Source organism: Levilactobacillus suantsaiihabitans, assembly GCF_004745505.1.
GTDB lineage: Bacteria > Bacillota > Bacilli > Lactobacillales > Lactobacillaceae > Levilactobacillus > Levilactobacillus suantsaiihabitans.
In genome coordinates, this window is the sequence record NZ_RKLX01000006.1 from 52,219 (window position 1) to 64,285 (window position 12,067).

A 12,067-nucleotide genomic window follows, 5' to 3' on the forward strand; every position below is an offset into this window, starting at 1 on the left:
AGGTGTGGGGGTGATCCTATAATCCGGCGGCTTTATCGTCAATCATGTTTGTATTCCCCACAGGTGTGGGGGTGATCCCAAGGTTGATGAGGAAGTTAAGTCTTCCTCCCTGTATTCCCCACAAGCGTGGGAGTAAGCCACCAGAGTTTTTCACAATTTTATGGCAAAATGCTTGTCATTACCCCTGGAGTTGCGCGATAATTAAAGCAATTAGTCGGTGAGAGCCGATAAATAACTGAAGGGGTTGATCTGCGTGGAAGTCACACGACTCGGCGATACATTCTCCTTATCTGGTACGTTGCCAGAAGTAGGGGATCAGTTACCAAAGTTTAAGGTATTCGATCAGGAAAATAAGAAGGTCAAGACGGCTAACTTGATTGGCAAAGTGACCTTGATTAGCGTGGTTCCGGACCTGGATACACCAGTATGTACCATTCAAACGCGAAAGTTCACCCAGCAGGCGGACCACTATCCAGATGCGCGGTTTGCGACGATCTCGAACAACTCGATTGCGGAACAAACTGGCTGGTGCGCGGCTCAAGGCGTGGAAAACGTTGATTTGTTGTCAGACGAAGAATTGTCGTTTGGCTACGAAATGGGGCTGTACGTCCCGAACTTGGGTAATTTGGCCCGGTCGATTTGGATCATTGATGACACGGGTAAGATTGTTTACCGGCAAATCGTGACTGAACAAACTGACGAACCTGACTATCTGGCGGCCATTGATGCCCTGGAAAAGTTGGTCAAACGTGTTGACCTTTAGTCGGAAATTGCGTAAACTGTGAAAGTAGCATTGAGCAAGTCAGTAGCGTGAAGTGGTCTGTTGAAGAGAGCCGGGGATTGGTGGAAGCCTGGTGAGATTCTCACGTGAACGTAGCTTGTGAGCTGTTGGGCTGAACCGATAGTAAGCCCGAACCGGAGCACTCTCCGTTAACAAAGAAGTTAAGTGGGGCATGAACGCCCAATTTAGGTGGTACCGCGAAGACTCTTCGTCCTAATTTTTAGGATGGGGAGCCTTTTTTGTACACCTAGACCGGTCGCTTCCCTAGTCAAGAAAGGAATTGATTTACATGGCAGACAAGCAAATTGATATGCCGACCAAGTATGATCCGACCGCCGTTGAAGCGGGTCGGTACCAGACTTGGCTCGATGAAGATGTGTTCAAACCCAGTGGGGACAAAAAGGCGACCCCGTATTCTATCGTATTGCCGCCGCCCAATGTCACGGGTAAGTTGCATTTAGGCCATGCCTGGGACACGACGCTCCAAGACATGATCATCCGGCAAAAGCGGATGCAGGGCTTCGACACGTTATGGGTACCAGGGATGGACCATGCCGGGATCGCCACGCAAGCCAAGGTGGAAGCCCGTTTGCGGGAACAAGGCATTACCCGTTATGACCTCGGCCGAGAAAAATTTGTCGACAAGGTTTGGGAATGGAAGGACGAGTACGCCGCAACGATTCACAAGCAGTGGGCCAAGATGGGCTTATCCATGGACTACTCCCGCGAGCGGTTCACACTGGATGACGGCCTGTCCGACGCGGTCAAGAAAGTCTTCGTGGCCTTGTACAAGAAGGGGCTCATTTACCGGGGCGAATACATCATCAACTGGGATCCGCAAGCGCGGACAGCTCTGTCTGATATCGAAGTTATTCACCAAGACGACAAAGGGGCCTTCTACCACGTGAAGTACCCGTTTGCCGACCCAGATTACACGTTTAACGGCAAGCACTACATTGAAATTGCGACGACGCGTCCTGAAACCATGATGGGGGACACGGCCGTAGCGGTCAACCCGGACGACGAGCGTTACAAGGATTTAGTCGGCAAGGAAGTTATCTTGCCACTGGCTAACCGCAAGATTCCGATCATCGCTGACCAATATGTTGACATCAACTTTGGGACAGGGATGGTAAAAATCACGCCCGCCCATGACCCGAACGACTTCTTAGTCGGTAACCGGCACAACCTGGAACGGATCAACACCATGAACGAAGACGCGTCCATGAACGAAAAGGCCGGCAAGTACGCTGGCATGGACCGGTTTGACGCCCGCAAGGCTATGGTTGCTGATTTGGATGACCAAGGCTTACTGTTGAAGGTCGACCCAATCGTCCACTCCGTTGGGCATTCCGAACGGACCGGGGTCCAAGTCGAAGCCCGGTTATCCACGCAATGGTTCGTGAAAATGAAGCCGTTGGCCGAAGCCGCCATCAAGAACCAACAAGGCGACGATGCGGTTGACTTCGTGCCAGAACGCTTTGAACACACCTTCACGCAATGGATGGAAAACGTCCACGACTGGGTTATTTCCCGGCAACTCTGGTGGGGCCACCGGATTCCAGCCTGGTACAACAAGAAGACCGGCGAAGTTTACGTCAACGAAGAAGCGCCGAAAGACATTGAAAACTGGGAACAAGACCCTGACGTTTTGGATACCTGGTTCTCCAGTGCGCTGTGGCCATTCTCCACGATGGGGTGGCCAAATGAAGATAGCGCTGATTTCAAACGCTACTTCCCAACCGACACCTTGGTCACCGGCTATGACATCATCTTCTTCTGGGTTTCCCGAATGATCTTCCAAAGCCTGGAATTCACCGGCAAGCGGCCGTTCAAACACGTTCTCTTGCATGGCTTGATTCGGGCCGAAGATGGGCGCAAGATGAGTAAGTCTTTGGGCAACGGGATCGACCCAATGGATGTCATCGACAAGTACGGTGCCGACGCGCTGCGGTGGTTCTTGTCCACCGGATCCACGGCGGGCCAAGACGTGCGGTTCAGCTACGACAAGATGGATGCGGCCTGGAACTTCATCAACAAGATCTGGAACGCCAGCCGGTTTGTTATCATGAACCTGGGCGACAACACCAAGCCGGTCGTCCCCGCTGCTGACAAGTGGGACCTGACTGACAAATGGATCTTGAGTCGCTTAAACGACACGGTCAAGCACGTCACGGAAATGTTTGACAAGTTTGAATTCGGTGAAGCCGGCCGTTCCCTGTACAACTTCATTTGGAACGACTTCTGTGACTGGTACATCGAAATGAGTAAGGAAGTCTTGAACGGTGATGACGCGGCGGCTAAGGCCACTAAGCAAGATCTGCTGGCCTACGTGCTTGATCAGACCCTGCGCCTGTTACAACCGATCATGCCATTCGTGACGGAAGCCATTTGGCAAGCTATGCCGCATGACGGCAAGTCACTGGTAACGGCGGCTTACCCAGTCGACCACCCAGAATTTGACAACCCAACGGCGGAAACGGATATGACCAGTCTGATTGACTTGATCAAGGCCGTGCGGAACATTCGGGCCGAAGCCAACGCGCCAATGTCCACGCCAATCGACTTGCAGATCAAGTCCAGTGACGACAAGCTGCAACACGTCTTCGAGACCAACCGCGACTACATCGACCGGTTCGTTCACCCGAAGAACTTGCAAATTGGTGCCGACCTGGTCGCTCCGAAGTTAGCCATGACGGCGGTCATCACCGGCGCCGAAGTCTCAGTGCCACTGGCCGAATTGGTCGACTTAAACGACGAAGCCAAGCGTCTGGACAAGGAAGTTGCCAAGTTCACGTCTGAAGTTGAACGGGCAACCAAGAAGTTAGGCAACGAACGCTTCGTGGCCAACGCCCCAGAAGACGTGGTCAACGCCGAACGCGAGAAGCAAGCCGACAACGAAAAGAAGTTGGCCGCTACCAAGCAACGACTGGCCGACATTAAGGCCCAACTTTAACAACTGAATTTTTAAACAAAGCGGAACTCTGACCAGTGATGGTTGGGGTGCCGCTTTTTGCGTTGGCGTTGGCAATTGTGGTTAGGGAACAAGTTCAGTGGGAAAAGGGGGTGACCGCAGTTCCGGTCAATACTGGCGGAAAGGCCAAAGACATTACCAATATGACGAGCCTATGGGATTGACGTCGCTGGCAACGACCAATCAGAGCTTCGCGGAACGGTAAGGCGGCCGGTACCCACCAAGATTGCCAAGCGTAACGGAAAAATCCACCGCAAAAGCTAGGCAATGACTGGGGGAATCTGCTAAACTGGGAGGCAGTGACTATCCGGGAGGTTTTCAAATTGATAAAAACGTATGCCGAGGCATTACAGTTTATTCACGGGCGCGACCGCTTCAAGAAGAAGCCGACGCTGACCCGCATGCGGGAGTTCATGGCCTTGCTGGGTAATCCCCAGGACCAACTCAAGATGATTCACGTCGCCGGGACCAACGGCAAGGGCTCCACGGTGGCCTTCTTGCGCGACCTGTTTTTAGCCGAGGGGGCAACGGTGGGGACCTTTACCTCGCCGTTCATTACCCGGTTCAATGAACGGATCAGCGTAAATGGAGAGCCCATCAGTGACGCCGATTTATTGGCCGACGTGCAGCACATTGAACCCATCGTGGCCCAACTGGACGCGCAATTAGGGCCAGAGGGACCGACCGAATTTGAAATCGACACCGCCTTGATGTTCAGCTACTTTGCGGCCCACCCGGTCGATGTGGTCGTGGTCGAGGTCGGGTTGGGCGGCAAGTATGATTCGACCAACATCATTACGCCGGCCGTGTCCGTCATTACCACGATTGGCATGGATCACATGAAGATCTTGGGGGACACGATTCCCAAGATTGCGGCGCAAAAGGCTGGCATCATCAAGCCCGGCGTCCCGGTCGTTTGTGGTCGTTTAACGCCTGATGCGCTGGCGGTGATGGACCAAACGGCCGCGGCCAATGACACCCAGGTTCGGGCACTGGACCGCGACTTTCGGGTGACCAACCGGCCCGAGCACGAATGGGGCGAACGCTTTGACTACGCCTGGGGCGATCATCGCTGGCGGCGGCTACAGATTGATTTGTTAGGTCAATATCAAATCGACAACGCGGCGACGGCTTTGACGGCCTACATCACGTATCATCAATTGATGCAGACCCGTGTCAAGATCGCCGAGATTCGCCAGGGCCTCCAACACACCACGTGGCCCGGTCGGTTTGAACGGTTAGCGAACGAACCGCTGATTGCCATTGATGGCGCGCACAACGAGCCGGCGATGGTCGAAATGGCCCAGTTGTTGCGGCAACATTTTTCTGGTCACGACATCTACATTATTTTGGCTGTGCTGGCGGATAAGCAGTACACCCAAATGGTCAAGACCTTGATGAAGGTGCCCCAAGTTCACCTGGTCGTGACGCAGTTTCAGGGGCCGGGCAAACGGGCGGCGGCCACACCCCAAGAGCTGGAAGATGCGGTGGCCAGCCACAAACACATCACCATGGCACCGGATTGGCCCACGGCACTCAAATCGGTGCTGGCCAGCATTTCGGCCGATGACCTGGTCTTATTGACGGGGTCATTGTACTTTATTTCCGAGGTTCGGCAATATTTTAAGGGGACCGACGAATAAATCCGCCTTTTTTACGGAGTTAATCCGTAGAGGGGTGAAGAGAGATGCAACGACAAAAAATGACGATTCACAATGAACGCCAACTGGTCGGCCAGGTCCTTAAGAGCCTGGGACTGCCGCACATCGCGGAGAGTGACCGGTTCTTTCGCTACTTTCACAGCGTGGCGAATCTCCGCTATGCCAGTCACCGCCAGTGTCGCGCCTACGTTGGCGGCCATTCCCAGCGCCGCAGCCTGTTGACGGCCATCGACCTGGGACGCTGGGTCCAGCAGGCACCGCGGCCCATCTTGGGAGAGGTGACGGCTAGCAGCCAGTTGGGGCAGGCGTTGATGGATGACCTGCGTTATTTGCAGCAGGAACGCGTTGAGGTCTTGGTCCTCGATGCCAAGCACCGCATCATTGACCGGCAAACGGTCTTTCAAGGGACGTTAGATAGTTGTCCTGTCCATCCTCGCGAGATCTTTCAACTGGCCGTGATGAACGGCGCCGCGGCCATCGTGGTCGCCCACAACCATCCCAGCGGAGTCCCACAACCGTCGCCGAACGACCTGGCCTTCATGCAGCGCCTGGCCGACTGTGGACGGCTGATGGGCATTCCCTTGCTGGACGGCTTTGTGATCGGCATTCACAGTTATTTTAGTCTGCGCGAGGCGGGCCAATTACCGGACAACGGTGAAGAAAATGCGGCAGAACCTTTAAAAACTGATTAAAATCCGGTTTTCCTATTTCTTTCTCGTTAAAAGTTCGGTATTCTTGACATTGACGACGTGTTCTCACGTAGATAGGTATGTTATAATACGTCTATCAATGTACAAAAATAAAAATCAATTAAAGTTTTGTTGACAATGAAGGGATGAAACACATTGTTCGGATTAGGAACGAAAAATATTGGGATCGATCTGGGTACCGCCAATACGATTGTCTACGTTGACGGGAAAGGTATCGTTCTTCGCGAACCTTCCGTTGTCGCCAAGAACACAAAGTCTGGGGAAATTGTGTCCGTTGGTGAAGACGCACGCGCAATGATTGGCCGGACCCCGGCTAGCATCGTTGCCATTCGGCCCATGAAAGACGGCGTGATTGCCGATTACGATACGACCGTTGCCATGATGAAGTACTTCATCGAAAAAACTGTGGGCAAGTCAAACGGCAAGCCTTACGTGATGGTCTGTGTCCCAAGCGGCGTAACGGAAGTTGAAAAGCGGGCCGTGATCGACGCGACCCGGGTAGCTGGTGCGCGTGATGCTTATGTCATCGAAGAACCATTTGCAGCGGCCATCGGTGCCGGGTTGCCCGTGATGGACCCTACCGGTAGTATGGTCGTTGACATGGGTGGTGGGACGACCGACGTTGCCACCATCTCCTTGGGTGGGATCGTTTCCAGTCGTTCCATCCGGGTAGCCGGTGACAAGTTAGACGACGCCATTGCGACGTATGTCCGGTCTAACTTCAACCTGTTGATCGGTGAACGGACCGCTGAAAAGCTGAAGATGGACATCGGTTCTGCCTCCGTGGAAGCGGCCGAAAAGATCGATGGCGCCACGATTCGTGGGCGTGATTTGGTCACTGGTTTACCTAAGGCCGTGGAAGTCTCCGCAGTCGACGTTGCCAAAGCCATCCAAGAACCCGTTCAAGACGTCATTACAGCTATCAAAGAAACCCTGGAAGAGACGTCACCAGAAATCGCTGCCGATGTGATTGATCACGGTATCGTCTTGACTGGTGGGGGCGCATTGCTGCAGAACTTATCTGAAGTGATTGCGGACGCAACCAAGGTGCCAGTTTCCATTGCCAACGACCCGTTAGATTGTGTGGCTGCTGGTACTGGGGAATCATTAAAGAGTATCGATGTCATGAAGAAAAAATAGGGACTAGCGGGAAGGCAGCTTCCCGCTTCTTTATTGTGACGGTAGGGGGGTAAACGAAAGCCTTACCCACAAGATGGAGGTCTAACATGCAGAAATTTTCTCTCAATCGCCGGCTGGTCATTATTATTGTCTGCGTGATTGTTAGCTTTGCTTTGATGACGGTGTCCGTGACGCTACGCAACAAGAAGTCCACGCCGCCGTTGGTGCAGCAATTTGGCAATGACATTGTTGGCTTAGTCGACCGGGTCGTGGCGATTCCGACTAACGGGTTGAGCGGCTCCGTCAGTGCCGTTTCGGAATTGTTGAACACGTACCAGGAAAATCAACAGTTGAAGAAGCAAGTGAGTGAGTTGGCGCAGACCAAGGTCCGTGACCAAACGCTTGCCAAGGAAAACAAGCAACTGAAAAAGGAAATGAAGTTGAACGCCTCATTGACGGACTACACCGCCGTTTCTGCCGCCGTGATCACCCGAACGCCATCTTCATGGCAAAGCCAAGTGATCATTAACAAGGGGGCCGCTGCGGGGGTCAAGAAGAACATGCCCGTCATGTCTGGGTCCGGCTTGATTGGTCGGGTCGCTGAGGTCAACAAGACCAATTCCAAGGTGGAACTGATCACCGACAACAATGATTCCGCCAACCGGTTCGCGGTCCAAATCACCACGAAATCTGGTAAGACGGTCAACGGGGTCCTGAGTGGTTACAAGGCCACCACGGGCCAGATTACGATGGACAACATTACGACCAAAGCCAAGCTCGCCAAGGGCGACAAGGTCGTGACGAGTGGTCTGGGTGGTGTGACGCCAAAGGGCCTGTACGTCGGGACGGTAGCTAAGGCGACCGGGTCTGACTACGGGTTGGCAACGAAGCTGTATATCAATCCAGCCACGGATCTCAGTGCGCTGAACATCGTCACCGTTGCCGTCAGCAAGCAGTAGGGGGGACTAGTCGTGTATCGATTATCAAAGTTACGCTTCGGCTTGCCCGTCTTCTTGTTTTTGGCGCTATTTCTAGACGGATCGATTAGCCAAGTCTTTAGTGTCCAAATGTTTCGTTACCCCAACGCCATGGTCAGCCACTTGGTGGTGTTATGGCTCGTGTGCGGGGTGCTCTTTGAAGCCGACGATGGCACGTTTGACCTGCCACTAGGTCGATGGGCGGCGGTCGCGGGGGCCGTGTTTGATTTGTACTATACCGGCATCTTCGGGGTAGCCGTCTTCATCTTCCCGCTCGTCGTGTATGTGACCCGCCGACTAGCGAGTTGGATTCGCCCGAACTTTTTGAGCGGCTTGTTGATTTACTTTATCGACATTACCGTGGTGGAAGGGCTGGGCTACTTGGCTAGCCGCGCGATGCGGTTAAATTCCGGAGCTGGCAGCGCGTTTTTAGTAAACACGTTGGGCCCGACTTTGGCCTTTAACTTAGCAATGTTTGTGATTTTATATTTCCCGATTCGTTGGGTGTATAATTGGTTAAAATAGGTGAAGGGAACGAACGCTATGCAGGCTGCCGTATTACGTGGAACGCAAAACGGCTATGACTTGGTCCTCAAGCAATCAGCGAGTCTGGACCAAATCTTGGTTGATTTAAAAGCATTATTAGAAAATCTCAAGGTGGACCCCCAGGCTTTGGCAGCATCCAAAATTTCGCTGGATGTGTTAACTGAAGACCGGATCTTGACCGCGGAAGAAAAGTCACGCATCGAACAGATGGTGGCACAGTATCCGCGCTTTGAGATCCATAAGATCGCCGCTAACGTCATGACGATTGCCGATGCAATCCAGTTACGCGAGCGGGAAAACGTTCACCTGTTAAGCAAAGTGATTCGTAACGGGCAGGAGGTCGTCATGAAAGGCGACGTCCTGTTCTTGGGGACGATTCACGAAGGTGGTAAGCTCCGGACGACGGGCAACATCTTTTCCATGGGGGATGTCGCTGGAATTCTTCAGGCGGGGTATCCCGATGACGAGTCCAAGCTGATTATGGGAAATCTTCAGACCGCACAACAGGTGCGCATCGCCGAGCAGTTCGATATCATTGAACCGGAAACGGTCACTGATTCGCAGCAAACGGTGGCTTATGTAAATGATCTGCACGTCTTGTCGTACGGCAAGTTGGCGCAATTAAAGAAGATTAATCCGAAGTTGTATAACCAGATTGGAGGAATTTAAAAATGGGAAAAGCAATTGTGATCACCTCCGGTAAAGGTGGGGTCGGTAAGACGACGACCAGTGCCAACATCGGGACCGCGCTGGCCTTGATGGGCAAACGGGTTTGCTTGATGGACCTGGACATTGGGTTGCGGAACTTAGACGTGGTCTTGGGGTTAGACAACCGCATCATCTACGATATCGTGGACGTGGCGGAAGGCCGGGCCAAGTTGCCCCAAGCGCTGGTCAAGGACAAGCGCTTTGACGACAAGCTCTACTTGTTGCCAGCCGCCCAAAACACGGACAAGACGGCCTTAATGCCGGAACAGGTCAAGGAAATCGTCGATGAGCTCAAGCCCGAATACGATTATGTCCTGATCGACTGTCCGGCCGGGATCGAACAAGGCTTTATCAACGCGGTTTCCGGGGCCGACGCCGCCATCGTGGTTACGACGCCAGAGATCTCTGCCGTGCGGGATGCCGACCGGGTCGTGGGCTTGTTGGAACAACACCCGTTGACCGAGGCACCGCGGTTGTTGATCAACCGGATTCGCCGCAATATGATGCAAGACGGATCCATGATGGATATCGACGAGATCACCCATCACCTGGGCATCGAATTGCTGGGCATTATCTTTGACGATGATGCCGTGATCACGACCTCCAACCAAGGGGAACCCGTGGTCATGCAAACGGACAACCCCGCTGGGCAAGGCTACCGTAACGTGGCCCGCCGTTTGGAGGGCGAGACCGTGCCATTGATGAAAATCGAAGAACAAGAGGATACCGGTTTCTGGCATCGCGTCAGCAGCTGGTTCCATCGCGGATAAATTTTATGAAACCAGGTGTTCGCTGGAGAAATTGGCCGGTGGGACACCTTTTTTCATTTTCATGGGTTGACACGCTCCCTGAAAAAAAGTAATATACTGTCAATGAATGAAAAACGTTGAACGGAAGAGTAGAGTTGTTCAAGTTCTCCAGAAAGCCCCGCGGATGGAAACGGGCGGACTGAACGATTCGAACCACATCTGTGAGTTGGCTGTCTGAAATGAGTAAGACAGCTCGGGAAAAGCCCCGTTATCGCTGGAGTTGCTAGCAACTCGCTGAGGTTTTCGTAGTGATACGGAAACAAATATGAGGTGGAACCACGATGTGATCGTCCTCTTAGGTCTTTGGACCTAGGAGGGCGATTTTTTTGATCCCACCGACTCAGCGAGGCTAGGAACTCACTGAGTCGGCGTGGCGTGAGCGCGTCGAGAATTTGAGGTGGCACAGCGTTGAGACGCCCTCTTGAGAAGTTATTTCTCGAGAGGGCTTTTTTATTTGGCGAAGGAGGAATCATTATGAATTACGTGACGCAGATTTTACCATCATTACTTTCCGGGACGGGGATGACCTTATCCATCTTCTTCTGGACCATTATTATCGCCATTCCACTAGGTATCCTGGTAGGATTGGGCATGACGACGCGGTTTAAACCGTTGACCTGGATCATTAACATCTACGTATGGTTGATGCGGGGGACCCCACTGTTACTGCAATTAATTTTCGTCTTTTATGGGTTGCCCATCATCGGCATCGTCTTCCAGCGGTATGACGCGGCGTTATTCGCCTTTATCTTAAATTACACGGCGTACTTCGCTGAAATCTTCCGGGGCGGCTTACAGGCTATTCCGGCAGGACAATACGAAAGCGCGCGGGTCCTGCGGCTAACCAAGTGGCAGACGTTGCGTAAGATTGTGATTCCCCAAGTGGTCAAGATCGTCTTACCGTCCATCGGGAACGAAGTCATCAACCTGGTGAAGGATTCATCTTTGGTTTATGTGATCGGGTTGGGCGACCTGTTACGAGCCGGCAACGTGGCCATGGCGCGCGACGTGACGCTGGTACCGATGTTACTGGTCGGGGTCATTTACCTGTTACTGACGGCGGTTTGCACGCTGGTCTTGAAGCGACTCGAACGGCACTACAGTTTCTGGCGTTAAGGAAAGGATGGTCAAAACATGTTAGAACTTAAAGGGATTACGAAAAAATTTGGTGGCAAGACCATCCTCGACGACGTGAATTTAACCGTAGAAGATGGCAAGATCTTGACGATTGTCGGGCCGTCTGGGGCCGGTAAGACGACGCTGCTACGATGCATCAGTGGACTGGCTAGCGTTGATAGCGGTCAGTTCTTGTTAGACGGGCAACCCTTTGATCCGGCGACGAACCGCGACAATGATGCCGTGATCGGGGTGGTCTTCCAGGATTATCAACTGTTCCCGAACCTGACCGTGCGCCAAAACGTAACGCTGGCGCCGACTATGGTGCTCAAGCAATCCACCCAAGCCGCCAATGCCGAGGCGGACCGCTTGCTGACACAGTTGGACCTGGGCGACAAGGCGGACCTGTTCCCGTACGAATTATCCGGGGGGCAAAAGCAACGGGTCGCCATCGTGCGGGCGTTAGCGATGCACCCCAAGCTGCTGTGCTACGATGAACCCACGTCGGCACTGGATCCGGACCTACGTAAAGAGGTCGAACAAATTATCTTGAAGTTACGTGACGAGGGCATCACGCAAATCGTCGTGACCCACGACATGCCGTTTGCAAAAGCCATTGCGGATCAAATGTTGCGGGTGGAACCCAAGAACTAGGGAGGTCATTTG

The 12,067-nt window shown here is 53.1% G+C and carries 11 protein-coding genes, 1 CRISPR repeat array and 2 other annotated features (1 of these 14 cut by a window edge); all 11 genes read left to right on the forward strand.

The genetic code is table 11. The annotated features are described in order from the left end of the window. Window positions 1-78: a CRISPR direct-repeat array (repeat unit 28 nt); it begins 438 nt to the left of the window's first position. A 175-nt stretch (window positions 79-253) separates the two neighbouring features. The 11 genes from tpx to EGT51_RS05040 all read left to right on the forward strand — a co-directional run bounded on the left by tpx (window position 254) and on the right by EGT51_RS05040 (window position 12,055). Next, complete coding sequence (tpx, locus tag EGT51_RS04990; RefSeq protein WP_125575292.1) at window positions 254-763, forward strand: thiol peroxidase; 510 nt, start codon at window positions 254-256, stop codon at window positions 761-763. A gap of 21 nt (window positions 764-784) precedes the next feature. Further along, window positions 785-1,000: a binding site (T-box leader), on the forward strand. Between the two features lie 70 nt (window positions 1,001-1,070). Then, complete coding sequence (locus tag EGT51_RS04995) at window positions 1,071-3,737, forward strand: valine--tRNA ligase (RefSeq protein ID WP_135367665.1); 2,667 nt, start codon at window positions 1,071-1,073, stop codon at window positions 3,735-3,737. A 341-nt stretch (window positions 3,738-4,078) separates the two neighbouring features. Then, window positions 4,079-5,398, forward strand: coding sequence for a bifunctional folylpolyglutamate synthase/dihydrofolate synthase (locus EGT51_RS05000; protein ID WP_135367666.1), 1,320 nt, complete (start codon window positions 4,079-4,081; stop codon window positions 5,396-5,398). Between the two features lie 44 nt (window positions 5,399-5,442). Further along, entirely contained in the window at window positions 5,443-6,108 is a 666-nt protein-coding gene (locus EGT51_RS05005; RefSeq protein ID WP_135367667.1) for a JAB domain-containing protein, read from the forward strand. A gap of 153 nt (window positions 6,109-6,261) precedes the next feature. Further along, a complete protein-coding gene (locus EGT51_RS05010; RefSeq protein WP_125575288.1) occupies window positions 6,262-7,266 on the forward strand; it encodes a rod shape-determining protein in 1,005 nt (334 codons plus the stop codon). Between the two features lie 86 nt (window positions 7,267-7,352). Then, entirely contained in the window at window positions 7,353-8,204 is an 852-nt protein-coding gene (mreC, locus tag EGT51_RS05015; RefSeq protein ID WP_135367668.1) for a rod shape-determining protein MreC, read from the forward strand. Between the two features lie 12 nt (window positions 8,205-8,216). Further along, window positions 8,217-8,747, forward strand: a complete 531-nt coding sequence (mreD, locus tag EGT51_RS05020; RefSeq protein WP_135367669.1) for a rod shape-determining protein MreD — start codon at window positions 8,217-8,219, stop codon at window positions 8,745-8,747. Window positions 8,748-8,765: 18 nt separating this feature from the next. Beyond that, entirely contained in the window at window positions 8,766-9,437 is a 672-nt protein-coding gene (locus EGT51_RS05025; protein WP_135367670.1) for a septum site-determining protein MinC, read from the forward strand. A gap of 2 nt (window positions 9,438-9,439) precedes the next feature. Continuing rightward, a complete protein-coding gene (minD, locus tag EGT51_RS05030; RefSeq protein ID WP_135367671.1) occupies window positions 9,440-10,246 on the forward strand; it encodes a septum site-determining protein MinD in 807 nt (268 codons plus the stop codon). A gap of 107 nt (window positions 10,247-10,353) precedes the next feature. After that, window positions 10,354-10,583: a binding site (T-box leader), on the forward strand. A 176-nt stretch (window positions 10,584-10,759) separates the two neighbouring features. After that, on the forward strand, window positions 10,760-11,401 hold the full coding sequence (locus EGT51_RS05035) for an amino acid ABC transporter permease (RefSeq protein WP_135367672.1): 642 nt from the start codon (window positions 10,760-10,762) through the stop codon (window positions 11,399-11,401). 18 nt (window positions 11,402-11,419) lie between these two features. After that, window positions 11,420-12,055, forward strand: coding sequence for an amino acid ABC transporter ATP-binding protein (locus EGT51_RS05040; protein ID WP_135367673.1), 636 nt, complete (start codon window positions 11,420-11,422; stop codon window positions 12,053-12,055). Window positions 12,056-12,067: the final 12 nt, after the last annotated feature.